This window comes from Mariprofundus sp. KV (assembly GCF_013387475.1).
GTDB lineage: Bacteria > Pseudomonadota > Zetaproteobacteria > Mariprofundales > Mariprofundaceae > Mariprofundus.
On record NZ_VWNB01000001.1, the window covers coordinates 133996 to 157272 of the forward strand.

The following is a 23277-nucleotide window of genomic DNA, read 5'->3' on the forward strand; positions in this document are numbered from 1 at the left end:
CTAATCTCCTCTTGTCCAGCGTGGGGGCTAGGGTAGCGTCGTGCTCTGCTTCAACCAAGCATCATGAATATGAGATTATCGGGAGGATCACGAATGACACCAGTTGTCATGGCCATCACAGTACTCTGCCTCTACCTCATCTTCTTCCACTTTTATGCCAAACGGATTCTGGCCAGAAAGGTGTTTGAACTCGATGATAGCAACGAGACCCCCGCGCATACCATGCGTGATGATGTCGATTACGTCCCTGCCAATAAATTCATCCTCTTTGGCCACCACTACGCCTCCATTGCCGGTCTTGCACCGATGCTCGGGCCTGCCATTGCGGTGATCTGGGGCTGGGTTCCTGCCCTCTGCTGGGTGGTGTTTGGCACGCTGCTGGTCGGTGCCGTGCACGATTTCTCCGCACTTGTGCTCTCGATCCGGCACAAGGGGCAGAGTGTCGGCACCATTGCCCGTGATGTGATCAGTCCACGCACCCGCCTGCTGTTTCTGCTGGTGATCTTCTTCCTCGTAGCGCTGGCTATGGGCGTATTTGTACTGGTGATCTCAGGCCTCTTCGCTGCTCCGGATCTCGCCAACATTCCGAAAACGTCACATCCAGAAGCGATCTTCCCGACCTACTCGCTGATGCTGATCGCCATGGTGATCGGCTTCCTCGTTTATAAAAAGAACATGCCGCTCTGGCCGATGATCGGGCTCGGCTTTGTGCTGATGCTGCTGACCACCTGGATCGGACTGGATATGCCGATCACCGGCTTTACAGCAGGAGACTGGACCTGGGCACTGCTGGTCTACGCCTTTATCGCCAGTGTACTGCCGGTCTGGCTGCTTCTGCAGCCGCGCGATTTTCTAAACTCACTGCTGCTCTATCTGGCGATCTTTGCCATGCTGGCCGGTTTCTTCCTGCTTGATCCCGACTGGGCGGCACCGGCCATCAACCCCAATCCGGTCGGTGCTCCGCCACTGCTGCCATTCCTGTTTATTGTCATCGCCTGCGGTGCAGTCTCCGGCTTCCACGGTCTGGTCGCCTCCGGCACCACCTCCAAACAGCTGAACAGAGAGAGTGATGCGCCGTTTATCGGTTATGTCGGCATGATCGGTGAATCGCTGCTGGCACTGCTGGCTGTACTGGCCACCACAGCCGGAGCCTTCTCATCACGTGCTGACTGGGAGTCCTTTTACGGCTCATGGGACAAAGCGGTCGGCCTGCATCAGAAGCTCGGCATCTTCATTCAGGGCAATGCCAACTTCATCCATCAGCTCGGTGTGCCACTCGACTACGCCGCCGCATTTATCTCCGTGGTGGTGGTCGGTTTCGCCATGACCAGTGTCGATACCGGCGCACGACTGCTGCGTTTTAATCTCGAGGAGATCGGTCAGACCATCGGTGTGAAAGCGCTGGGCAACCGCTATCTGGCCACTTTTCTGGCTGTTGCTGCCATCGGCTTCTTCGCCTTCTTCAAGGTAGATGGCAAACCTGCAGGACTCTTCCTCTGGACGCTGTTTGGCACCACCAATCAGATCCTTGCCGGACTCACCCTGCTCACCGTCACCATCTATCTCTACCGTAAGAAAAAACCGATCCTCTACACCCTGCTACCGATGCTGCTGGTACTCGGTGCCACCATTGCCGGCATGGTGATGGGAATCTTCGGTGCCATTGCTAAAGAGCAGTGGACGGTTGCAGCCGTTGGTGCGGCCATCTTTATGCTGGCCGGCTGGGTGCTTGTAGAAGCGGCGCTGGTGGTCAAAAAAGTGAAGCAGGAGAGAAGCCCCGATTATCCTCCCTCCCCCTAACTGGACGGGTGCAAAATCTCTATCGCGTGGCTAAACTCGCGGAATGCGTTTTGCTCCTTTTGCCCATCTTCATAACCACTCCGATTTCTCACTGCTGGGGGCAACCACACGTGTAGGCGATATGCTCAAGAGGGTGGCGGAGCTCAAGCAGCCTGCCGTTGCCCTGACCGATTATGGCAACCTGTTCGGTGCTATTGAGTTCTACTCCAAAGCGATGCAGATGGGTATCAAGCCGATCATGGGCTGTGAAGTATTCCTCTGTGATGATCATACCAAACGTGTTTCGGAGGGGCCGCGCGGCCCGCGTTTCCCGCAGATGGTGCTGCTGGCACGCAATAATCAGGGTTGGAAGAATCTGCTCAAACTGATCTCCATCTCCTACATCGACGGCTTCTACTATAAACCACGGGTCGGCAAACCGATGCTGGACCAGTACAGCGATGGCCTGATTGCCCTCTCCTCCGGCTGGAATGGCGAGGTAGAGCAGCTGCTGCAGAAGGGTGATCGCAAGGGGGCCAAAGCTGCCGCCCGCGCCTACAAAGAGATGTTCCACGAACACTGCTTCTTCCTCGAGATTCAGCGCCACGGCAGCAGTGGTCAGGAAGAGGTGAACCGTCAGGTGATCGAGATTGCCCATGAACTCGACATCCCGCTGGTTGCCAGTAACAACAGCCACTTTCTTGAACGTGATGATTTCAACTCGTTTGAGGCGATACTGGCACTGCAGCAAAACCGCACGCTCAATGATGATGTCTCCGGCATCTTCACACCTGAGCACTACATCAAATCGTATGAGGAGATGCAGGATCTCTTCTCGGATATCCCGGAAGCCCTTGAAAACAGCCTCCACATTGCCAATCGCTGTAATGTCGACCTGCGCTTTTACAACTATCAGCTACCCGATTTCCAGCCACCTGAAGATATGGATCTCAACGCCTATATGCGCCAGCAATCCCGTGAAGGACTTGAGCTGCGCTGGCCAACAATTCTGCACGGTGAACCCGAAGCGGATCGTGAGGTCTACAATCAACGCCTTGAGTTCGAGCTTGATATCATTGAGAAGATGGGTTTCCCCGGTTACTTCCTGATCGTATCGGACTTTATCCTCTGGGCTAAAAACCACGGTATCCCGGTTGGCCCCGGCCGAGGCTCGGGTGCCGGCTCGCTGGTCGCCTATGTGCTGAAAATTACCGATCTTGATCCGATCAAGTATGGCCTGCTGTTCGAGCGATTCCTCAACCCTGAACGTGTATCGATGCCCGATTTCGATATCGACTTCTGCATGAGCCGCCGCGAAGAGGTGATCCGCTATGTCACCGAGAAGTATGGCGAAGAGAAGGTTTCTCAGATCATCACCTTCGGAAAGATGAAGGCCAAAGCAGTAGTCCGCGATGTCGGGCGTGTACTCGGCATGGAGCTCTCCAAGGTCAACCTGATCGCCAAGCTGATCCCCAACGATCTGAAGATGACACTGGAGAAAGCGCTGGTTGATGAGCCGAAACTGGCCAAGATGGTGGATGACGATGATGAGGTAGCACGTCTGTTTGAGCTGGCGCTGCGCCTTGAGGGGTGCCATCGCAACGCAGGCAAGCATGCTGCCGGTGTAATTATCGGCCGCCAGAATCTTGATGAGACCGCACCTCTGTTCAAGGTGGCCGGTGAAGAGGGCAAGGTTGTCCAGTGGGATATGGGCAACAGCGAGAAGATGGGACTGATCAAGTTCGACTTCCTCGGCCTGAAAACGCTGACGGTGATCGATATCGCCTGCAAACTGATCAAACAGTATGACCAGCGCCCTGAAGCGCAGGCCTTTAACATCGAAACCATCCCGATGGATGATGCCGCCACATTCAGGCTGATGCAGCGCGGCCAGACCGGCGCCGTGTTCCAGGTGGAGTCATCGGGTATGCGCGATCTCTTAACCCGCCTGCTGCCCGACTGCTTTGAAGATATCATTGCACTGGTGGCACTGTATCGTCCCGGCCCGCTGGAGTCGGGCATGGTGGACACCTTTATCGAGTGTAAACACGGCCGTCAGGCGATCGTCTATCCGGTGCCGCAGCTGAAGAAGATTCTGCAGGAGACCAACGGCGTTATTCTCTATCAGGAGCAGGTGATGCAGATCGCCCAGGTACTGGCCGGATATACGCTCGGTCAGGCGGATATGCTGCGTCGCGCTATGGGTAAAAAGAAAGCATCCGAGATGGCCGAACAGCGCCAGATCTTCATGGATGGTGCCGAAAAGCTGAAGGTGCCGCTCGACAAAGCGGAGCAGATCTTCGATCTGATGGAGAAATTTGCCGGTTACGGCTTTAATAAATCTCACTCTGCCGCTTACGCGCTGATCTCCTATCAGACCGCCTACCTGAAAGCGCACTACCCGCAGGCCTTCATGGCCGCCACACTCTCCTGTGATATGGGCAACACCGATAAGGTAGCCACACTGGTGACCGACTGCCGCAACATGGGCATTGAGATATTGCCACCACATATCAATGAGTCGGACTGGGAGTTCAGGCCGGAGGGTGAAGCGATTCGCTACGGCCTGGGCGCCATCAAAGGGGTGGGAGAGGCGGCACTCCGGGAAGTGATTGCCGTACGCAGGGCCGACGGCAAATTTGAAAGCTTTGAAGATATGATCATGCGCTCACCCGCACGCACGCTCAACAAACGCATTCTTGAAGCACTGATTAAAGCTGCGGCACTATCCGGCCTGATTCCTAACCAGCGGGCTGCACTTGAAGGGTTGTCAGAGGTATTGGAGCAGCTTAGCCGCAAACGCAAGGAGTACGCCTCCAACCAGTCCACCCTGTTTGAGGTGGCTGAACCGCAAGCCGGTGATGGCGGCTTCCCGCTACTGCCCTCGTGGAATGCCGGTGAACAGCTGCAGGCCGAACGCGAAGTGCTCGGCTTCTACCTCACCGGCCATCCGCTTGAGGCCTACCTCAACAGAAGTCAGGGGCTGGGTGACTGTAATCTTGCCGAGCTCGGCCAGCGCCAGCATGAGAGTCAGGTGGTGGTTCCGGTCGGTATCTCCAGCATCCGCCCCTACAATGGACGCAGTGGCACCATGGCCTTTGTGCAGGTTGAAGATCTGCACGGGCAGGCGGAGATGATTGTCTTCGCCAAGCTCTATGCCGAAGTCGCCGAACTGCTAAGCTCTGACAAACCGCTACTGGTTGCAGCCAAGGTGGACACCTCCAAAGAGGATCCGGTATTGATTGCCGAAGCAATCACCACAGTCGATACCATTCTGCCGGAACTGGTGCATGAGATTCAGATATCTACAGCCAGTATCGCCTGGGATGAAATGACACTGGCACGACTAAAATCGATGGCTACAGGTGGCAGTGCAAGGCTTGCATTCCATGTACGGCTTGCAGACGCTAGTCTTGCGCAATTGATTACCGGCCCCTGCATCAGCTGGAGCGATGCGGTTCGGGATCAACTCGATGCCCGCTTCGGCACGGAATCGATTCGCCTGCGCTGCAAACCGTGGCAACCACCACGCAAGCAGCAGGCACGCAGAGGATAAGAGAGGATTATATGGCCAACAGCTATCTTGAATTTGAACGCCCGATTGCAGAACTGACATCTAAAATTGATGATCTCTCGGGTATGGGAAAAGACTCCGGTGTGAATATTGCCGAAGAGGTCGAGCGTCTGAATGGCAAAAAAGACAAACTGGTAGAGCAGATCTACAGCAAGGCGACTCGCGCCCAGATCTGCCAGCTCTCCCGCCACCCTGACCGCCCCTACATCCTCGATTATATCCCGCATATGTTTGATGACTTTCAGGAGTTGCACGGCGACCGCGCCTTCTCCGATGATGGCGCCATAGTCGGCGGTCTCGCCAACTTCCGCGGCAAGAGTATTGTCGTGGTTGGACACCAGAAGGGGCGTGACACCAAAGAGAAGATCAAACGCAATTTCGGCATGCCAAGGCCTGAGGGTTACCGCAAAGCACTGCGCCTGTTCAAACTGGCTGAACGTTTTGAAATTCCTGTACTGACCTTCATCGACACTGCCGGTGCATGGCCCGGCATTGATGCTGAGGAGCGCGGCCAGAGTGAGGCGATTGCCCGCAACCTGCAGGAGCTTGCTGCACTGAAAGTGCCTGTAATCTGCACTGTCATCGGTGAAGGCGGCTCCGGTGGCGCACTGGCCATCGGCGTGGGTGACCGCATGTATATGCAGCAGTTCTCCACCTACTCGGTGATCTCGCCTGAAGGTTGCGCCGCCATTCTCTGGCGCGACCGCGCCCATGCCGATGAAGCGGCAGAAGCACTCAAACCCACCGCGCTGGATCTGCAATCACTCGGTCTTATTGATGCGATTATCCCTGAGCCGAAAGAGGGAGCCCACCGCAATATCGAAGAGGCTGCTGAACTGATGGGCGACCTGCTGGAGAAATCTCTGGATGAGCTGCTTAATACTCCGCTAGATAAATTACTGAAGAGTCGGGCGGAGCGCTTGCGTAACCTTGGAGCCTTCAGCGGCTAACGCTGATCAATCCGGCAGCCCGGCAACATTCCACCCCGCTACCTAAAGGTGTAACGGACCCCTGCTACAACAGCAGGGCTAGAACCGTCACACCCCATTCCCGGCAGCCAAAAGGCACAAAAAAAAGCACCCCGCCGAGGCGAGGTGCTTAAGTAATTAGTGAAAACTAATTTTTGGTTATTCTTACTGAGGGTAAACGTTACGAGCCTGTGGGCCCTTCTGTCCATCTTCAACTTCGAATTCTACTTTCTGGCCTTCTGCCAAAGATTTGAAGCCATCACCCTGGATTGCTGAGAAGTGAACGAATACGTCGTCACCGCCGTCATCCTGTGCGATAAAACCAAAACCTTTAGAGTCATTGAACCACTTTACTGTACCTGTTGCCATTTTAAAAATCCTCGATTAATCTAATTTAAATATTGCATAAACGTTATTTAGATGAGATTTTACTTAAGAGAAATCAAGAAGAAACTTCCGAATCGGCCTAGAAAAACCACCAAAAACTATGTTCTGCGGAACGCACTGTATGTCAGCCTCAACCATTATACCAGCAAAAGATCACAAGCGTGTCGAATTCATGACACTTTTATAACTTAATAAGCTTGATGTAGTCCCATGCCGGGCGCGGCAGGAGCAGCTACGGGAATCAGCTGTGGCTGATCAACGGTACCGCCCACCAGTGCCTCACCTGCGAGCCCCGGCATACCTGCAGCCTGCAGCCTGCCACTTAATCTGTAGTTACCTGTTACCAGGATATCTCCGGTTGCATTGATCAGCGGGGAGAAGGCTTCAATGCTGCTGAGACTGTGGTTCATACCCCGTGTTTGCAGGTTAAATCGAATCAGATCATATCCTGCGGTGATGCCATTCAACATCACCTTGCCGGAACGCATGCGCACAGGACCATCAACCTGAAGCCCCTGTAACAGCGCCATCGCAGAGGTGCCACCAGCGGTGAGATCCAGTTCGGCACTTAGAGCACCGCTCAACTGATGATGGGAACCGAGATCGGCAAGCAGCCTGCCAACCTCAACAGCATGCCCCTTTGCCCGGCCTGTGATCACAACAGAGCCATTGCCTGCACGACTAATCTCTGCATCCAGGTTCACCTCCCCGCCATAGAGTTCGGCCTTAACCCCTTTTAGTCTGCTACGGTTGAGATTCAGGTGAAGCTGGCCGCTCATCCTGTTGATATGCAGCAGCCGACTCCCTGAACCATTGTATTGAGGGATCCGGATCGCCAATACTGTGAAGTCGATGCCGTTCAACTGCAGTTCGCCACTGAGCAGCGGCATCAGTTCAAGAGAAGCGCTACCCGAGCCAGCATGCAGCATCGGAGCGTGATCAGCAGCTTTACCCAGCTGCAGATCCATCACATGTACCTGCGCAGATGGGAGCAGTCGGAAGGAGACATCAGCAACCTCAACAGGCATACCGACAGCCCTGGTTATCTGCGCCTCAACAACACGTTTAAGTGTTTCGGAGGGTATCAACTGCGGTGCCGCCCACAGCAGAAGGGCCAGCAGCGTGATAAACAGCAGCAGATTACGAAGTAATTTTCCCATCACACCCCCTCCTCAAAAGCAGAAAAGCCCGACCATCGGCCGGGCTTTTCGTTGTTCGGAGATTTACTGAATATCAGAATCAGGAACGATCAGCATCTCGACACGACGGTTGAGCTGTCTGCCCGCCTCAGTCTCATTACTTGCACGCGGCTGCATCTCTCCACGGCCATCGGTAATTACACGCCTTGAGTCAACACCACGGTCAGAGATATACCAGGCAACGGCCTGTGCACGCTGCACAGAGAGCTGCTGGTTGTACTCGGCAGAGCCGCGACTGTCGGTATGACCGGTAATCTTGATGGTAGTACGTGGGTAGCGCGCCAGAATATCAGCCACCTTATCCAGCGATGAGTGGAATGCAGGTGTCAGCTGCGCAGAGTTATAAGCGAATGAAACTTCAGAGTTCATGGTGATCTTCAGGTTCTCGTTCTGCAGTCGCTCAATCTCAATCTGATTGGCACGGCGCTCATCTGCCAGCACGCGTTTGAACTCCGCCTCCTGATTATCCATATAGCGACCTGCACCGGCACCCAACACGCCACCTGCGGCACCACCAATCAACGCTCCGCGCAGCGCACCACCGGAGTGATCACTCTGATGGCCAATCACTGCACCGGCAATCGCGCCAATGGCAGCACCCATCGCGGCCTTCTCTTTGGTATGCCTGTTTGGGTCATCCGGATTGCTTGCACATCCGACCAGACCAAAACTGACGGCCACCATCAACAACATTACTCTTTTCATCTCTTAATCCTCCGTAAAACGTAAACTGTTTGGTTCATGATACACACTTTGTATCACCCGGAAGCACATCGGCTCCAACGTTCTTATCCGGTATCAGCCGCTCATTGCAAGCTTAGCAGATTAACCGGCATATCTCACATTTTGATCTGCCAACTATAACATCCAGCCACAGGCTAGTTACTATGACCACCATCACCAAGGGGAATTTGCACGCCGGAATGTGCACTAACCTTGCCACTGAACGCTTTTCATTCAGACTCCTGCTATGGATGAACCGACCCTCAGGCTAACCACTTTTTTAACCATCTTTGGCTGCATGGCTCTGGCACAGGCGCTGGCACCGCGTCGGCCACTGCGCTTTGGCTACCGTCGCTGGCCAGCCAATCTCGCTATTATCGTCATTGATATCCTGCTTGTGCGCCTGCTCTTTCCTGCCGGGGCTGTGGGTGCTGCGCTCTGGGCTGAAGCAAACGAAATTGGTCTATTCAATGTCATCGACCTGCCTGTCAGCGCAGAGATTGCCATCTCGGTTATTGTTCTGGATCTGATCATCTACTGCCAGCATCTTGTTTTCCATGCAGTGCCACTACTGTGGCGACTGCACAGGGTGCATCACGCCGACTGTGAGATTGATGTCACCACCGGCCTGCGCTTTCACCCGATTGAGATTCTGCTCTCGATGCTGATCAAGCTCTCGTTTGTGATCGTACTCGGCGCCCCTGCTGCTGCGGTTCTAATCTTCGAGATTATTCTCAACGGCATGGCGATGTTCAATCATGGCAACATCAGATTGCCGAAAAAGCTGGATGCTCTGATGCGACTGCTGTTGGTGACTCCAGATGTACATCGCATTCACCACTCGGTCATCCGGAGTGAGACCGACAGCAATTTCGGTTTTAACCTCAGCATATGGGACCGGCTGTTTGGCACGTGGCAGGAGCAACCCGAACTCGGGCATGAGAAGATGACTATCGGCCTGGAAGCAACGCAGCAGGCCCCCACCCATAATCTCATCTATATGCTGCGCTTGCCGTTTCAAGGTGAGTTGAGCCAGTATCCGAATTCAGACCAGCAACAGGAGAAGCACGATGTGTGATGAAAAGGTCAATCGCTGCGAATGCATCAGCAAAACATTCGAGCAGTTGAAAGGCTTTGAGAATCTTGAAGCCGCACAGAAAGCCACCGCATGTGGCGTTGAATGTGAAGGCTGTCTGCCCTATCTTAAACTTATGTTCGCTTCCGGCGAAACCGCATTTGACCTTGATGACCCGCGTCTGGTCGACTATCAATAACCTATGGATTCACGCAACAGCATGAATATTCTGATCCCCGCTGCCGCATTTGTCGTTGTGGTTGCAGGCATGCAGGCCGCTACCGACATGCTGGTGCCATTCCTGCTTGCCGCTTTTCTCGCCATTATCTGCCTGCCACCACTGAAGTGGCTGACTGATCGTGGCCTCTCGGCAACCATATCGGTGCTGACCATCGCCATGACACTGATCCTGCTCGGAACCCTGCTCGGCATCTTTGTCGGCGCCTCCATTGCCGATTTCTCAACCAACCTTCCCACCTATCAGGCTCGCCTGAATGATCAGGTCGCATCTCTGATAAGCTGGCTCTCCGGCTACGGGATCCATCTTAACACACAGATGTTACATGATCGCTTTGACCCCTCAGTAGCGCTTGGCATGGCAGGCAATCTGCTCTCCGGATTCGGCAACGCACTGGCCAACACCTTCCTAATTGTACTGACCGTCATCTTCCTGCTTATTGAAGCAGCGGCTCTGCCACACAAATGGCGCGCAATCGGTGACAGGGCTCCATCCACCACTGGTATCGAAAAATTCCTGAGCAGTGTGAACTCCTATCTGGCGATCAAGAGCTGGGTCAGCATGGCCACCGGCACATGCATCACCCTCTGGCTCTCTCTGCTGGGTGTGGATCACGCCATCCTCTGGGGACTGGTGGCATTTCTGTTCAATTTCGTTCCCAATATCGGCTCGATTATTGCCGCCATCCCTGCAGTGCTGCTGGCGCTGGTGCAACTTGGCGTTGGTGATGCGCTGCTGACCGGACTCGGCTTCATCGTTGTGAATCTGGTCATGGGTAATGTCATTGAACCACGCTTTATGGGCAAAGGTGTTGGTCTCTCCACCCTGATCGTTTTTGTTTCACTGGTCTTCTGGGGCTGGATTCTCGGTCCGGTCGGCATGCTGCTCTCGGTTCCACTGACCATGATTGTCAAACTCGCTCTGGAAGCGAACGAAGATACGCAGTGGATCTCAGTCCTGCTCGGCCCTGATATTGAGCCGGAAGAGCGTGCTAAAGAGGCATAAAAAAAGCCCCGACAATGCGGGGCTTTCATCCAAATTGTAATAAATTTCAGGTTATAACAGCACAACTGCAGCCCAGAATGCCAGTGCTGACCCACCAAATGCTGCTCCCAATCCTGCGCCTACCATACCATCATGCGTTTCATTCATATCAAGACCTCCTATTAACTTCCGAGTCAAGTGATGGAATCAAGATATAGAAACCAACTAAATAAGTCAAGTATTATTTTGATGGTTACTCTTTCTCTTTTAACAACGCAGCCAGCCCTGCCAGCCCTTTAAAGCTTGAACCACTGGACTCTTCCCGTTTGATATCACCATGCGCATCAGCCTCCATATACCGCTGATGCTCATTATCGTGACAGTAGATGCAGAGCAGCTCCCAGTTGCTGCCATCGGGTGGATTATTACTGTGGTTATGATCCCGGTGATGCACAGTCAGCTCTTTCAACTGTTTACCTGCAAAGTCACGCCCACAACGGCCGCATACCCATGGGTAGAGTTTTAGCGCCTGTTCGCGATAACTCTCGTTACCCATCACTAAAACTGCCTGGGGCCGAAATAGCTCTCGATCGATCCGAAGGTTGCACCCATCAGGGCGAAGGTGATCGAACCGATAATCGACAGGATGATAAAAGCGGGAACTGAAGCGATCGCCATTTTCACCATAAACACAACCATCGACATAAATGGCATTTTAATATCTGTAATCGTAACCTGATCACTCATGATAACTCTCCTTAATTTCCGGCCAGGCCGGAGTGACGCAGCAGCGCATCCACACTCGGCTTACGACCACGGAAGGCCACGAAGCCATCCATAATCTCCTTGCTGCCGCCGATACTGAGCAGCTCCTTACGCAGCCGGGCTGCAGTCCCGGCATTGAGTACCCCCTCCTCTTCAAAGGTGGCATAGACATCTGCCGAGAGCACCTCTGCCCATTTGTATGAGTAGTAACCCGCCGCATAACCACCGGCAAAAATATGGCTAAAACTGTTCTGGAATCGATTGAACGATGGTGGGGAGATCACTGCCACCTCACTGCGCACCCGATCCAGCAGCTGCTGCACCGACTCACCACCTGCCGGGTCATACTCGCTATGCAGCAGCACATCGAACAGTGCAAACTCAATCTGGCGCAACATGATCATCGCAGACTGGAAATTCTTCGCCGCAAGCATCTTATCAAACAGCGCATCCGGCAGTGCTTCGCCTGTCTGGTAATGTCTGGCAAAGAGGTCTACCACCTGCCGCTCCCAGCAGAAGTTCTCCATAAACTGACTCGGCAGCTCCACAGCATCCCACGGCACACCGCGAATACCGGAGACACCCAGCTCATTCACTGTGGTCAGCATATGGTGCAGGCCATGACCGAACTCATGGAACAGCGTGGTCACCTCATCATGGGTCCACAGCGCTGGTTTTTCACCAACCGGCGCATCGAAGTTGCAGACCAGATAGGCCACCGGCAGCTGCAGGGAGCCATCGGGTTTGCGCCATCGCACAATGCACTCATCCATCCATGCACCACCACGTTTATGGGCTCGCGCATAGGGATCGAGATAGAAGGCAGCGATCTTCTTTTCACTGCTATCGAACAGTTCAAAGTAGCGCACACTCTCATGCCATTTCGGCACGTTCTCATTCTCACGGATTGAGATACCGTAGAGCTTCTCCACCAGCCCGAACATACCGTTCACAACACTCTTTTCAGGGAAATAGGGCTTAAGCTCCTCCTGTGAAATCGCATAGGTTTTCAGACGCAGCCTCTCAGCAGCATAGGAGACATCCCAGGCCTGCAGATCATCCAGCCCCAGCTCTGCAGCGGCAAAGGCCTGCAGTTCAGCAAACTCCTGCTCGGCAATCGGTCTGCTTTTGGCTGCCAGCTCGCGCAGGAAACCGGTCACCTCATCCACATCTCCAGCCATCTTGGTCGCCAGCGATGATGCGGCGTAGTGCTCAAAACCGAGCAGCGATGCCGCCTCGGCACGCAGAGCAAGGATCTCAACAATCACCGGCGTATTATCCAGCTCACCGCTTGAGGCGCGGGTCACATATTCACGATACATGGTCTCCCGCAGCTGCCGCTTCTCGGCAAACTGCATAAACGGCACATAGGAGGGTGCATCAAGGGTAATCAGCCAGCCACCCTCTTTCTCTGCCTGCGTGGCACGCTGTGCAGCAGAGGCGAGAATAGATTCCGGCAGTCCGGCCACATCCGCCGCATCGGTAATATGCAGCTCAAAGGCCTGCGTGGCATCAAGCACATGCTGCCCGAATGCCGTGGTCAACTCAGAGAGTTTCATCTGAATGGCTTTAAAGCGCGCTTTGGCATCACCCTCAAGCTCAGCACCGGAGAGCTTGAAATCACGCAAGGCGTGTTCAATCACCTGCTTGCGCTCCTGCGACAGCTCAGCAAAATCATCCCGATCAGCCACCTTACGGATCGCCGCATAGAGCGCCTCATTCTGGGCCAGCTCACTCGACCACTCGGTCACCTTCGCCACACCCTGCTGGTAGATCGGGCGCAGCTCTTCAGAATCACAGACTGCGTTGAGATGGCCAATCGGCCCCCATACGCGCCCCAGAGACTCCTCAATCTGCTCAAGCGGCAGCATCAGCGAATCCCAGTCAGGATCGGAAACATCGGTCAGTCCGGCGACTATCTCTCGGGCTCGCTCAAGCTCGGCATCAATAGCAGGCAGAACATATTCAGGTTTGATCTGATCAAAAAGTGGAAGTTCGGCAGTGATCCCTTTAAGGATCGGGTTGGTAGTAGAATCATTCATGAGCGGAACGATAAGTCACCCCCGCCCGGACGCAAGCCTGAGGATAACAGGGGGACCTGCTTCACGGGGAGTTATGCCCATGTTTACCAGCTGTCAGAACAAAAAAAAGCCCGGCACGAAGGCCGGGCTTTTTCAATAATAAAAAAATCAGTGTTTGCTGTGGCCTTTATCGTGGCTCTTGTCGTCTTTACTCTTATCATCTTTACTCTTATCATCTTTGCTCTTGTCGTCTTTGCTAGGCTTATCGCCCTTGGATTTGCTATCTGACGCAGACTTGGAGTCATGGCCGTGGCTTCCTGCATAGGTGGCCGGTGCGACTGCAAATGAGGCTGCGATGAGCAGTGTGAACATAAAAATAAGCTTTTTCATGATATTATTCCCCGTGAATGTGAATTAAACCGCAGCGCAAAATGGCAGATTCAAAAAACATTGTCACCTGACATTTTACACAGCAACAAGATGCAGCACCTTGAAACCTGTCACCATTATAAAACATGCTGGTTTCGTGACTATATGAGACACACGGTTACACTTCCCCGCACGGAGTGGTCTGGACGGTCGCGTTGGGTGCTTGCATCCACCGAGGAAAGTCCGGGCTGCACAGGGCAAGGCGCCGGTTAACGGCCGGTGAGGGCGACCTCGAGGAAAGTGCCACAGAGACTTAGACCGCCAGCCGCGCCTTCGGGAGCCGCTGGTAAGGGTGAAAAGGTGCGGTAAGAGCGCACCGCCCGATCTGGTAACAGAACGGGGCATGGTAAACCCCGCCTGCAGCAAGGCCAAATAGGAGAGCGCCAAGCGTGGCCCACGTTTGCTCTCGGGTAGGCTGCTTGAGCCTGCCGGTAACGGCAGGCCTAGATGAATGACCGTCTCCTCCCCTTCGGGAACGAACTGGAGAGACAGAACCCGGCTTACAGGGCCACTCCGTATTTTATCTTTGCTCGATTACCGCTAGCGTTGGGAGACAATGGACACCAAGGAACTGATATGAGCTTAAGCTTCGCAGATGCCGCCAAAGCCAAACAGCTGCGGGCATATTTCGCTGAACATGGCCGCATCTATATTGTCGTGGATGCCACCAGTGATGATGTGGATATTCCAGCTTCACTCAAGGGGGATCCGGCCCTGCGTCTGGTACTCAACGCCCGCATGCCTCAGATGATCCATATCCGGGAAGATTTCCTTGAATCCAACTTCTCATTTTCCGGAGTCTCCTACCCCTGCAAAATCCCGATGTGCAAGATCTGGGCAGCCTACCTGCCTGAAGGGGATCTGGAGCAGGGCATTATCTGGGACGACTGCGTGCCGGAGATGATCAGAGCCATCGTTAAAGCGGTTCGCAGCAATATCTCCGATGAAGAGCTTGCGGCCGATGTCAGTGATGAGATGCAGGCCGCAGCGCCGGAACCTGACAGCGATGAGAAGGTGGTCATCTCAACCATCACAGTGATCAATGGCGGTGGCTCAAAAGATGCCAATGTTTCGAATGAGGCGCCAAAAGAGCGTAAAAAAGGCCACCTGCGGATTGTGAAATGATAAGACGGCTACTACCCCTCCTGCTTTTTCTCCTGCTTCCTCTTACCGCCCAGGCAGCCAGTGATGCCCGCATGCAGATCGAAATTCTTGCTGATGATGAGAAGGGGCAGACGGTTGAGTATCTGCATAGCAACATCCGCAGTGTCGCCGATCTGGCACTGCCGCAGCTCTGGCAGCGCATCGTCTTGCAAGCCGAGCGGGGAAAGATCCCCAGCAACACCAAAGCCGTACTCTTCCTGCAGCGCGCCACTCCGGTTGAAAACGGTGTCTCGGTCACCTTTAACCAGCGCCGCGTTTTATCATTCCTGAAGAAGAACGACATTGCCCATATTCCAGAGCAGCCCAACTGGATTCTCTCTGTACAGCTCACCAACGCCTCTGGTCGTTCGATGCCTGAATCTGCCGCCATGCTGCAGGAGTACGCAGCGGAAACTGCTTCAGCATGGGGTTATGGCCTTGAAGGCGGCAGTGAGTCGCTGGTACTGCACTGGCGCTGGCTCGATAGCAGACAGATTACCCTGAGCGTGCGCGGCACATCCAGGCTGGGAGAGCTCTCAGAAACCCGCACTGTCACGACAGGTGACCCGTTCAGACAGCTAAAACCGTGGCTCTCCGAGATCATGCTGCAGGCGCGTGATGCCTACGCCTCCAATGCAACCCCGGCAGAGACAGCCCAAGCGCCTGTATTAGCAACTGAAAACACCGCTGACCCGCACAAGGCATTCCTGACCCTCACCATCGAGCGGCAGGCATCACTGCCTGAACAGGTACTCTTTGAAGAGGAGCTACGACGCGATCCTCGCATTCTCGATCTCTCACTGAAGCAGGTGAACCGGGATGGTCAACAGTATCGCCTGCAACTGCGTGGTGCCGATGATCAGTGGCTCGCCCACTGGTTCAAACGCAGAGGATTAACGCTCTCACCAACCATCGAAGGGTGGGTGGCACGCTAACTACAGACCTTCATCCGTGAACGATCGCATCCTCAACATCCCCAATATTCTGACGCTGGCCCGCATCGTCATTACCCCCTTTATTGTCTTTGCGATCATGGAGGGCGAGGCTGCGTTTGCACTGGTGCTGATGGGCATCGCCGGCATCACCGACATGCTTGATGGCGCCATCGCCCGTCACTTCAATCAGCGCAGTATTGTCGGCGCATTCATGGATCCGCTGGCCGACAAACTGATGCTGCTGAGCACCATCGTGACCCTCTTCTTCATCAATGAGATCCCGCTGTTCCTCTTTCTGGCTGTGGTCTTCCGCGATCTGGTGATCATGGTCGGTGCTATCGCTTATGAGGTGGTCACTGGCAAACTGGAGATGCAACCCACCATGAGTTCCAAGATCACCACGGTACTGCAGATCACACTGGTGCTGACAGTGCTCGCCGATATGGCCTGGCAGCTCCCGGCTGAACTTTTCTATCAGGCAGTGATCTGGACTACCTTCGCCTTCACCTGCATCTCAGGCGTTCAATATATGGTGGTCTGGATGCGTAAAGCGGTCACTGACGAAGACGCTGCCTGATGGGGAAAAATCAACTGCGCCTGCAGCTACCGCTGCCGGTGAGCTATGACTACCACAACTGGTTTCGCCATGAAGGTGTTGAGGATGCCTGCAATCGTCTGGCGCTGTGGACCGTGCATGGCGGCCGCATCTGGCTGAACTCCGAATCTGCAGCAGGTAAAACGCACCTGCTGCGCACTATCAGTGCAGATCACCCCAGCATCGCCCTGCTCTCCATCGATGCAACACAGGCACTGGATGCAAGCTGGGCACTGGCACAGCAGTGGGTCAAACGACTCGAAGTCAGAAGCCACTGGATGATTGATATCGAGGCTGGTGATCTGCCCCAAGCCGCTGCACTGGCACTCTTCCACTGCCTTGAGCGGGCCCGCGATCTGCAACGGCCTGTGATTATCGCCTGGCGCGGCAATATTCAACTGCTGCCACCGGAGCTCTCATCACGGCTGCTGGCTATGGAGAGTGTTACATTAAGTCCACCACAGGATGATGAGGGACTGCTGCAGATCCTTGGCAACAGTGCCGGCAAGCTGCAGTGGGATATCCGCGAGCAGGTGTTGCAGTCGATGCTTACCTACCTGCCACGCCAGCTCGACATTCTGATTCCCGCCCTCAGAGAGCTGGAGCGCCTGTCGTTCGAGCAGAAGCACAAACCCGGCCCAGCCTGGGTGAAACAGCAACTGATCCGCATTGCCGAAGACCTACATCCCCGACTGCTCTGAAAACAGCAACGAACCACTAAGACACGAAGGCACAAAGAAAAAACAATCTCATAGACCAGAAACACTTACCCTTCCGGACAAACAGTCTTATACAATTACTCGGCCTGCTCCAACAGTGCCCGAGCCTCGGCCACATAGGTAGAGAGGCGTTTACGCCAACCGGACAGCCAGCGGGATTCGTTGCGTTCGGCTGGTGAAAGCGATACACGCCGGGTCAGCATCATATCTGCTGAATCAGCAAAGGCTTCAATAGCCTCTAGCCCCGCATCGCGGCCCTGCATATGCTCCAATACCTGCAACAACCCCCAGCCCTTGCCGTGATAGCGCTCTTTGGGATTGCTGCCTTCCCCCTTGAAATTGACGTAGTCGATCAGGGCATACATGCCCATAGGAGATTTCGCCACCCGCTCAAACTGCTTGCGAATATGTTGCTCCCGGTCGCCATTCAGCCCCGCCAGAAGATCAGGAAGAGCCTGCTCAAAGCGCAACAGCATAAACTGCGCCTGTACTGATTTTGTCTCGATGAGCAACTGACGCAATTCAGAAAGGCTTGCTGATTGTGAGGCTGCCATAAAATGGGATCGATCCGGCCACGGATTTGGCCGAGTCGGATGATCACTCAGCCAACCCGGCAAGGTAACACCCTGCTGCTCCATAAAGAGCAGCAGTGCAGGAAAACTTTCGCTGAAAGGCTTTTCGCTACCTGCCGGATACCAGATGAAGTGGCCAATGCCGAGAGAGGCGAACTGCTCTCCCTCATTCCACGATGTCAGACAGCTCTCTCTGGCTGCGCACTCATTGTGGAAAATCAATCCGGCAATCTGTTGCAACTCTGCTTCGCCGATATCCCGTGCCGTAGCGGATAGCGGAAGCAGAAAAACAAGCAGCGCTAGGAGGAGGGATTTAACCATGCATCCAGTGCGGCCAGTGCGAGATCAGAGACCGAACGCCTGCGCTCTGCCCTTGAGAAGCGACGCTTGCCTTCGCGTTTTTTGCCCGGCGGCAGCAGACCGAAATTGATATTCATCGGCTGAAAATCCGCGCTTCGGGTCTGCGAAATATGGGCCAGAAGCGCACCATGCGCCGTATTCTCCGGTGGCGCTTCTGGCTCTTCACCATGCGCCAGGGCTGCCAGGAAACGGCCTGCCATCAACCCCATAGAGGCTGACTCCACATAACCCTCCACACCGGTGATCTGACCGGCAAAGAGCACGCGCGGATCAGATTTCAGACGCAGCGTGCCATCCAGCAGATCGGGCGATTTGATAAAGGTGTTGCGATGCAGTGAACCGAGACGGAAGAACTCGGCGTTTTCAAGACCCGGGATCATGGTAAAAACGCGTTTCTGCTCGCCATAGGTCATCTTGGTCTGGAAGCCGACCATATTCAGCAGGGAACCCATGCGATTATCACGCCTGAGCTGCACCACAGCATACGCCTTCTCACCGGTTTCCGGATGATCCAGCCCAACCGGTTTCATCGGCCCGAAACGGGGCGTATCCTCACCACGCTCGGCCATCTCCTCGATCGGCATGCAGCCTTCGAAAAAGGGGATATCCTCAAAATCTTTGCAAGCCACCTTCTCGGCACTGACCAGCTCAGCAATAAAGGCCTTGTACTGCTCGGCATTCATCGGGCAGTTGAGATAATCACCGGCCTCACCCTCTTCGACATTTTTGTCATAACGGTTTTTCCAGTAGCAGATATCCATATTGATCGATTCAGCATCAAGCACCGGCGCAATGGCATCAAAAAAGCAGAGGCGATCCACACCTGTAAGCTTCTGAATCTCATCGTAGAGGCCATCGGAGGTCAGGGGGCCGGAGGCGATCAACACCAGCCCCTCGGCAGGAATCTCGGTCACCTCTCCCTCAATAAATTCGATCAGTGGCTCGGCACGCAACGCTGCGGTGACCATCTCGGAGAACTGCTCGCGATCCACCGCCAACGCAGTACCGGCAGGAATGCGGGATTTGTCGCCACAATCCATAATCAGCGAATCCATGCGTCGCATCTCTTCATGCAGCAGGCCCACCGCATTCTCAAGGTGATCGGCTCTGAATGTGTTGGAGCAGACCAGCTCGGCACAGTTGCCGGTGTTGTGGGCCGGTGTCATCTTCACCGGCCGCATCTCATGCAGGCGCACCGGCACGCCGCGTCTGGCCAGCTGCCATGCCGCTTCTGAACCGGCCAGTCCGGCTCCAATAATAGTTACAGTTTGAATGGATGGAGAGATATCGTTCATAGGCCGATACGCTAGTCGGAAATTCGCACAAGGTCAGCGAAAGAAAGCAGCAGTATGCACCCTGCTCCTGGTTGTGGCTCAGGCGTACTCAGGCAAGACACCAGGAGCGACGCTTAGAACACTAAATGAGTGACGAATAACGCTGCATGATTGCGGCTGAGGCGCAACTACTCAATCAACGAGTAGAGCAGCTGAATCTCTTCGGGCCAAATGGTCTCATCAATCGTCTCCAGCACCATCGGGATATCGTTGAAGTGCTCACTGTTCATAATGAAGCGGAATACCTCCAGCCCCAGCTCCCCCTGCGTGAGTGAGTGGTGGCGATCCACACGTGATGCAAAGGCCGCCTTGGAGCCATTGAGGTGCATCCCACGCAGATAGTTAAAGCCAACCACTGCATCAAACTCAGAAAAAGTCCTCTCACAATCTTCAGGTGCGCGCATATCGTAACCGGCGGTAAAGGTGTGGCAGGTATCAAGGCAGACACCCACACGCGTTTTATCTTCAACGCCATCAATAATCGCGGCCAGATGCTCGAAACGGAACCCCATATTACTGCCCTGACCACTGGTATTCTCAATCACTGCGGTCACACCTTCAGTTTGATCCAGCGCCCAGTTGATCGATTCGGCAATGCGCTTCAGGCACTCCTCTTCAGAGATCTTCTTCAGATGTGAACCGGGATGAAAATTGAGTAGCGGAAGCCCCAGCTTCTCACAGCGTTGCAGCTCATCAAGAAAAGCATGGCGCGATTTTGCCAAAGCCTCCTCTTCAGGATGACCCAGATTAATCAGGTAACTGTCATGTGGCAGCACATGTTTTGGCAGGATACCCGCTTTTTCCAGATTGGCCTTAAAGGCAGAGATACTCTCATCGGTCAGTGGTTTGGCCACCCACTGGCGCTGATTCTTGGTGAACAGCGCAAAGGCACTGGCCCCGATCTCCATCGCTCTGATTGGCGCATTTTCAACGCCTCCTGCTGCACTGGTATGGGCTCCGACAAACTTCACATCCGACTCCTGAAACAACTTCACTTCGGAGCGCAGACTAGCGAATCCCCACTGCAATCACAGGCCCTTATGGCGATAGCGATCCAGCATCGTCTCATTGCCCATCAGGCCGCCGCTATGAACATAGAGTATAGCGCCTTCGATAGCATCAATATTTTGCAGCAACGTGTGCCACATATTAGCGCCGTAGATCAGATCAAACTCGATACCCGCCTCTTTCAACTCCCGGTATAAAGCGAGAAACTCCGCATAGGGTCTGGCGAAATGATGCTTCTTCTCATTTTCCAGGATACGCAGGTTGCGGGGCAGCTCCCCCAACATGCGCATCTGCCGGATCAGATAATCCCTGTCGCCAACGCATGCGGTAGTCAACACAGCCACATCGGGCAGGGCATGAGCAAGATAAAAGGCGGTTGTTCCCGTTCCTGAGGGTGTAACCACATGCAGCGTCTCAATACCCTGCGCCTGCTGCCACGCCTTTATCTCCCTTGCTAACACATTGATTCCAGCCTGAGCGATCGGATCGGCACCACCTTGCGGCACAAACAGTGTAGCTGCCTCAGTAGGTGTGCCGAGTGATGCAATGGCCGCATCAAACTGTTTATGCTCCACTTCGTGCAGCTGCATACCGAGCCCCAGTGCCAACTTCAAATTCCCGGTCGGACTGGACTTAAGATGTTCCGGCACCGGCTTGCAGGTATAGTGAAAGTCCCATCCTTTTTGGTCGCAAAGTGCTGCAATGGAGAGCATGGCATTGGACTGCGTACCACCGTAAGAGACAATCCTGCGATACCTTCGAGCTGGCGTTTGAATCAGCGTGTAGAGTTTACGGTATTTATTGCCGCTGAGTAGCGGATCGATAAGGTCATCACGTTTAACAAAAAAATCCCTGCCACGAAACAGAAAAGGGACAACAGCGGAAAGAGGCTGCATCGCCTAACGCGTCAGCTTCTTAATGAGAGTCTGATGTTGCGGATACAGTGACAACAGATGCTGACGCGTTGGCATCTCGAAATCGGCAAACTCAAAACCCGGAGCCACCGTGCAGCCAACCAGAGCAAAACCACCGCATGGCACACTTGCCCCGAACCAGTCGCCCGCTTCCACCACCTGCTGGAAAGAGTCGCCCTTTTCAGGGTTTCGCCCCAGCCGCTTTTCTAGATAGCTGCCACGCTTGTCAATCACATGCACAACCAGCCCGTCACCATCATAGAAGTGCCACAACTCATCCTGTCTGATGCGGTGAAAGGCAGAAAACTCCTCTCCACTAAGCAGAAAATAGATACTGGTGCAGAAAGAACGAGCCCCATCGAACGCTGCTGGCAGCCCCTGTTGCGGAATCATACTGGCAGAGCGATAAATCTCTCTGTACCACCCCCCTTCCGGGTGTCTCTGCAATCCTAACGTTTCAATCCAGATATGCGGATCCATCACTCCCCTTCGTCTCCATGAATAGGGTGAGACCATATGAAAATCGGGGCACCTATGCAAAACTCCATTTGGCTGCTTTAATAACCCTGAATGGCTAAAATTAACCTTTTAGCCATTTTTTCCGATAATCAGGTTACAGCCTGGCACGGAGTTAAGGATACTCTGAAAAGTCAGAGTATCCGAGCAGGCTATGGATGGCCTGCCAACATCATGCACTCTAAGTGCTTGATTTTGTGAGCAAAGTAACAATGACACTTTTTCCTTTGCGTGCTGAATACCTACACGGATGTAGTTATTCAGAGCATCCTTAATTATAACAACTCATGGGAGCGCAGATGATTTCAGTATATCTTGTTGATGATCACACCATGGTGCGCGCCGGATTTCGTCGCCTGCTGGATACCGAAGATGACATCCACATCATCGGTGAAAAAAGCTGTGGTGAAGATGCATATCCGGAGTGTCTGGCACTGCAACCGGATGTGATCGTAGCTGATATTGCCATGCCCGGTGAAGGTGGCCTCTCATTCATTCGCAGGCTGCTGAACAAAAATGAGAGCGCCAGAGTACTGGTGATGAGCATGCATGATGATGAGACATTCGTCTCCCATGCCATTCAGCTTGGTGCCCGAGGCTACCTCAGCAAGTCGGGTGATCCGAACGAACTGGCGCAGGCAGTGCGCGCTGTTGCCAATGGGGATAAATGGGTCTCACCGGAGATCGCCCAGCGTATGGTGTACAGTATCGGATCCGGCAATGAATCGCCGGTTGAGATTCTGACCACACGCGAATTTGAGGTGTTTATTCTGCTCAGCGAAGGTAACAGTGTGATTGAGATCGGCAAAATCCTGCATATCAGCCCGAAAACGGTAAATGTACACAGGGCCAATCTCATGGAAAAACTGAAGGTAAAAAACACCGTTGAGCTGGCCCATATCGCGATCCGCACGCAGATGATTCAAGCCTGAACCGACACCTTGCAGATGGATGAATGATCACGTTTCGAAACAGGATCACGAAGGCGCTGCGATAAATTGCGCTTGCAGAGCGGCAGAACCTTTTCCATACTGACCAC

23 protein-coding genes and 1 other RNA gene are annotated in these 23277 nt (G+C 54.0%); 12 read left to right on the plus strand and 12 right to left on the minus strand.

Annotation, left to right across the window (positions count from 1 at the left end; translation table 11 throughout):
* The first annotated feature begins 93 nt into the window (after positions 1-93).
* The 3 genes from F3F93_RS00765 to F3F93_RS00775 are packed head-to-tail and all read left to right on the plus strand — an operon-like array spanning position 94 to position 6303.
* Positions 94-1800, plus strand: a complete 1707-nt coding sequence (locus F3F93_RS00765; protein ID WP_176957248.1) for a carbon starvation protein A — start codon at positions 94-96, stop codon at positions 1798-1800.
* Positions 1801-1843: 43 nt separating this feature from the next.
* Positions 1844-5335 (plus strand): DNA polymerase III subunit alpha, encoded by a 3492-nt coding sequence (dnaE, locus tag F3F93_RS00770; RefSeq protein WP_176957249.1) that lies wholly within the window; start codon positions 1844-1846, stop codon positions 5333-5335.
* 11 nt (positions 5336-5346) lie between these two features.
* Positions 5347-6303: an acetyl-CoA carboxylase carboxyltransferase subunit alpha gene (locus tag F3F93_RS00775; protein WP_176957250.1), complete on the plus strand. Its 957-nt coding sequence runs from the start codon at positions 5347-5349 to the stop codon at positions 6301-6303.
* A 183-nt stretch (positions 6304-6486) separates the two neighbouring features.
* Here the strand turns inward: F3F93_RS00775 and F3F93_RS00780 are convergent, their stop codons facing one another.
* The 3 genes from F3F93_RS00780 to F3F93_RS00790 all read right to left on the minus strand — a co-directional run bounded on the left by F3F93_RS00780 (position 6487) and on the right by F3F93_RS00790 (position 8612).
* Complete coding sequence (locus F3F93_RS00780) at positions 6487-6690, minus strand: cold-shock protein (RefSeq protein ID WP_176957251.1); 204 nt, start codon at positions 6688-6690, stop codon at positions 6487-6489.
* A 206-nt stretch (positions 6691-6896) separates the two neighbouring features.
* Positions 6897-7868 carry an AsmA family protein gene (locus F3F93_RS00785; RefSeq protein WP_176957252.1) on the minus strand — a complete coding sequence of 324 codons (972 nt, stop codon included), beginning with the start codon at positions 7866-7868 and terminating at the stop codon, positions 6897-6899.
* Positions 7869-7931: 63 nt separating this feature from the next.
* The gene (locus F3F93_RS00790; RefSeq protein ID WP_176957253.1) at positions 7932-8612 is read right to left on the minus strand and encodes an OmpA family protein; all 681 of its coding nucleotides are present in this window, start codon (positions 8610-8612) and stop codon (positions 7932-7934) included.
* Between the two features lie 265 nt (positions 8613-8877).
* Between F3F93_RS00790 and F3F93_RS00795 the strand changes: the two genes are divergently transcribed.
* From F3F93_RS00795 to F3F93_RS00805, 3 genes are read left to right on the plus strand one after another with little or no spacing between them, the layout of a single operon-like run.
* The gene (locus tag F3F93_RS00795) at positions 8878-9708 is read left to right on the plus strand and encodes a sterol desaturase family protein (RefSeq protein WP_176957254.1); all 831 of its coding nucleotides are present in this window, start codon (positions 8878-8880) and stop codon (positions 9706-9708) included.
* Positions 9701-9904: a hypothetical protein gene (locus tag F3F93_RS00800; RefSeq protein ID WP_176957255.1), complete on the plus strand. Its 204-nt coding sequence runs from the start codon at positions 9701-9703 to the stop codon at positions 9902-9904. Before F3F93_RS00795 ends, F3F93_RS00800 begins: the two co-directional genes overlap by 8 nt.
* A 3-nt stretch (positions 9905-9907) precedes the next feature.
* A complete protein-coding gene (locus tag F3F93_RS00805) occupies positions 9908-10948 on the plus strand; it encodes an AI-2E family transporter (RefSeq protein WP_176957256.1) in 1041 nt (346 codons plus the stop codon).
* A 232-nt stretch (positions 10949-11180) separates the two neighbouring features.
* On the opposite strand, the gene F3F93_RS00810 is transcribed toward F3F93_RS00805, so the two are convergent.
* The 4 genes from F3F93_RS00810 to F3F93_RS00825 all read right to left on the minus strand — a co-directional run bounded on the left by F3F93_RS00810 (position 11181) and on the right by F3F93_RS00825 (position 14103).
* Positions 11181-11483, minus strand: coding sequence for a YajD family HNH nuclease (locus F3F93_RS00810; RefSeq protein WP_176957257.1), 303 nt, complete (start codon positions 11481-11483; stop codon positions 11181-11183).
* Positions 11484-11485: 2 nt separating this feature from the next.
* A complete protein-coding gene (locus tag F3F93_RS00815) occupies positions 11486-11674 on the minus strand; it encodes a hypothetical protein (RefSeq protein ID WP_176957258.1) in 189 nt (62 codons plus the stop codon).
* An 11-nt stretch (positions 11675-11685) separates the two neighbouring features.
* A complete protein-coding gene (locus tag F3F93_RS00820; RefSeq protein ID WP_176957259.1) occupies positions 11686-13734 on the minus strand; it encodes a M3 family metallopeptidase in 2049 nt (682 codons plus the stop codon).
* A 147-nt stretch (positions 13735-13881) separates the two neighbouring features.
* On the minus strand, positions 13882-14103 hold the full coding sequence (locus F3F93_RS00825; RefSeq protein WP_176957260.1) for a hypothetical protein: 222 nt from the start codon (positions 14101-14103) through the stop codon (positions 13882-13884).
* Between the two features lie 173 nt (positions 14104-14276).
* Between F3F93_RS00825 and rnpB the strand changes: the two genes are divergently transcribed.
* The 5 genes from rnpB (at position 14277) to F3F93_RS00850 (ending at position 17516) form a co-directional block, all read left to right on the plus strand.
* Positions 14277-14661, plus strand: an RNA gene (rnpB, locus tag F3F93_RS00830) — RNase P RNA component class A.
* Positions 14662-14718: 57 nt separating this feature from the next.
* The gene (locus tag F3F93_RS00835; RefSeq protein ID WP_176957261.1) at positions 14719-15267 is read left to right on the plus strand and encodes a ClpXP protease specificity-enhancing factor SspB; all 549 of its coding nucleotides are present in this window, start codon (positions 14719-14721) and stop codon (positions 15265-15267) included.
* Positions 15264-16220, plus strand: coding sequence for a hypothetical protein (locus F3F93_RS00840; RefSeq protein WP_176957262.1), 957 nt, complete (start codon positions 15264-15266; stop codon positions 16218-16220). Before F3F93_RS00835 ends, F3F93_RS00840 begins: the two co-directional genes overlap by 4 nt.
* A gap of 16 nt (positions 16221-16236) precedes the next feature.
* Positions 16237-16797, plus strand: coding sequence for a CDP-alcohol phosphatidyltransferase family protein (locus tag F3F93_RS00845; protein ID WP_176957263.1), 561 nt, complete (start codon positions 16237-16239; stop codon positions 16795-16797).
* Entirely contained in the window at positions 16797-17516 is a 720-nt protein-coding gene (locus F3F93_RS00850; protein WP_241696871.1) for a hypothetical protein, read from the plus strand. Before F3F93_RS00845 ends, F3F93_RS00850 begins: the two co-directional genes overlap by 1 nt.
* Before the next feature lie 95 nt (positions 17517-17611).
* Here F3F93_RS00850 and F3F93_RS00855 read toward each other — a convergent pair whose 3' ends face one another.
* From F3F93_RS00855 to F3F93_RS00875, 5 genes are all read right to left on the minus strand, one after another.
* Positions 17612-18427, minus strand: a complete 816-nt coding sequence (locus F3F93_RS00855; RefSeq protein WP_176957264.1) for a hypothetical protein — start codon at positions 18425-18427, stop codon at positions 17612-17614.
* Positions 18406-19761 (minus strand): methylenetetrahydrofolate--tRNA-(uracil(54)-C(5))-methyltransferase (FADH(2)-oxidizing) TrmFO, encoded by a 1356-nt coding sequence (gene trmFO, locus F3F93_RS00860; protein ID WP_176957265.1) that lies wholly within the window; start codon positions 19759-19761, stop codon positions 18406-18408. The genes F3F93_RS00855 and trmFO overlap by 22 nt, the downstream gene beginning before the upstream one ends.
* Positions 19762-19928: 167 nt before the next feature.
* Positions 19929-20771, minus strand: coding sequence for a deoxyribonuclease IV (nfo, locus tag F3F93_RS00865; RefSeq protein WP_176957266.1), 843 nt, complete (start codon positions 20769-20771; stop codon positions 19929-19931).
* A 57-nt stretch (positions 20772-20828) separates the two neighbouring features.
* The gene (locus F3F93_RS00870) at positions 20829-21704 is read right to left on the minus strand and encodes a pyridoxal-phosphate dependent enzyme (RefSeq protein ID WP_176957267.1); all 876 of its coding nucleotides are present in this window, start codon (positions 21702-21704) and stop codon (positions 20829-20831) included.
* Positions 21705-21707: 3 nt separating this feature from the next.
* Complete coding sequence (locus F3F93_RS00875; protein WP_176957268.1) at positions 21708-22202, minus strand: cupin domain-containing protein; 495 nt, start codon at positions 22200-22202, stop codon at positions 21708-21710.
* A 335-nt stretch (positions 22203-22537) separates the two neighbouring features.
* Here F3F93_RS00875 and F3F93_RS00880 point away from each other — a divergent pair, with 335 nt between their 5' ends.
* Positions 22538-23170 carry a response regulator transcription factor gene (locus tag F3F93_RS00880; protein WP_176957269.1) on the plus strand — a complete coding sequence of 211 codons (633 nt, stop codon included), beginning with the start codon at positions 22538-22540 and terminating at the stop codon, positions 23168-23170.
* The last annotated feature ends 107 nt before the right edge of the window (positions 23171-23277 follow it).

What these genes read in the sequence shown, in the direction of transcription:
- F3F93_RS00765 (WP_176957248.1), top strand. Translation starts at nt 94, where the DNA reads ATGACACCAGTTGTCATGGCCATCACAGTACTCTGCCTCTACCTCATC.
- dnaE (WP_176957249.1), top strand. Translation starts at nt 1,844, where the DNA reads ATGCGTTTTGCTCCTTTTGCCCATCTTCATAACCACTCCGATTTCTCA.
- F3F93_RS00775 (WP_176957250.1), top strand. Translation starts at nt 5,347, where the DNA reads ATGGCCAACAGCTATCTTGAATTTGAACGCCCGATTGCAGAACTGACA.
- F3F93_RS00780 (WP_176957251.1), bottom strand. Translation starts at nt 6,690, where the DNA reads ATGGCAACAGGTACAGTAAAGTGGTTCAATGACTCTAAAGGTTTTGGT.
- F3F93_RS00785 (WP_176957252.1), bottom strand. Translation starts at nt 7,868, where the DNA reads ATGGGAAAATTACTTCGTAATCTGCTGCTGTTTATCACGCTGCTGGCC.
- F3F93_RS00790 (WP_176957253.1), bottom strand. Translation starts at nt 8,612, where the DNA reads ATGAAAAGAGTAATGTTGTTGATGGTGGCCGTCAGTTTTGGTCTGGTC.
- F3F93_RS00795 (WP_176957254.1), top strand. Translation starts at nt 8,878, where the DNA reads ATGGATGAACCGACCCTCAGGCTAACCACTTTTTTAACCATCTTTGGC.
- F3F93_RS00800 (WP_176957255.1), top strand. Translation starts at nt 9,701, where the DNA reads ATGTGTGATGAAAAGGTCAATCGCTGCGAATGCATCAGCAAAACATTC.
- F3F93_RS00805 (WP_176957256.1), top strand. Translation starts at nt 9,908, where the DNA reads ATGGATTCACGCAACAGCATGAATATTCTGATCCCCGCTGCCGCATTT.
- F3F93_RS00810 (WP_176957257.1), bottom strand. Translation starts at nt 11,483, where the DNA reads ATGGGTAACGAGAGTTATCGCGAACAGGCGCTAAAACTCTACCCATGG.
- F3F93_RS00815 (WP_176957258.1), bottom strand. Translation starts at nt 11,674, where the DNA reads ATGAGTGATCAGGTTACGATTACAGATATTAAAATGCCATTTATGTCG.
- F3F93_RS00820 (WP_176957259.1), bottom strand. Translation starts at nt 13,734, where the DNA reads ATGAATGATTCTACTACCAACCCGATCCTTAAAGGGATCACTGCCGAA.
- F3F93_RS00825 (WP_176957260.1), bottom strand. Translation starts at nt 14,103, where the DNA reads ATGAAAAAGCTTATTTTTATGTTCACACTGCTCATCGCAGCCTCATTT.
- F3F93_RS00835 (WP_176957261.1), top strand. Translation starts at nt 14,719, where the DNA reads ATGAGCTTAAGCTTCGCAGATGCCGCCAAAGCCAAACAGCTGCGGGCA.
- F3F93_RS00840 (WP_176957262.1), top strand. Translation starts at nt 15,264, where the DNA reads ATGATAAGACGGCTACTACCCCTCCTGCTTTTTCTCCTGCTTCCTCTT.
- F3F93_RS00850 (WP_241696871.1), top strand. Translation starts at nt 16,797, where the DNA reads ATGGGGAAAAATCAACTGCGCCTGCAGCTACCGCTGCCGGTGAGCTAT.
- F3F93_RS00855 (WP_176957264.1), bottom strand. Translation starts at nt 18,427, where the DNA reads ATGGTTAAATCCCTCCTCCTAGCGCTGCTTGTTTTTCTGCTTCCGCTA.
- trmFO (WP_176957265.1), bottom strand. Translation starts at nt 19,761, where the DNA reads ATGAACGATATCTCTCCATCCATTCAAACTGTAACTATTATTGGAGCC.
- F3F93_RS00870 (WP_176957267.1), bottom strand. Translation starts at nt 21,704, where the DNA reads ATGCAGCCTCTTTCCGCTGTTGTCCCTTTTCTGTTTCGTGGCAGGGAT.
- F3F93_RS00875 (WP_176957268.1), bottom strand. Translation starts at nt 22,202, where the DNA reads ATGGATCCGCATATCTGGATTGAAACGTTAGGATTGCAGAGACACCCG.
- F3F93_RS00880 (WP_176957269.1), top strand. Translation starts at nt 22,538, where the DNA reads ATGATTTCAGTATATCTTGTTGATGATCACACCATGGTGCGCGCCGGA.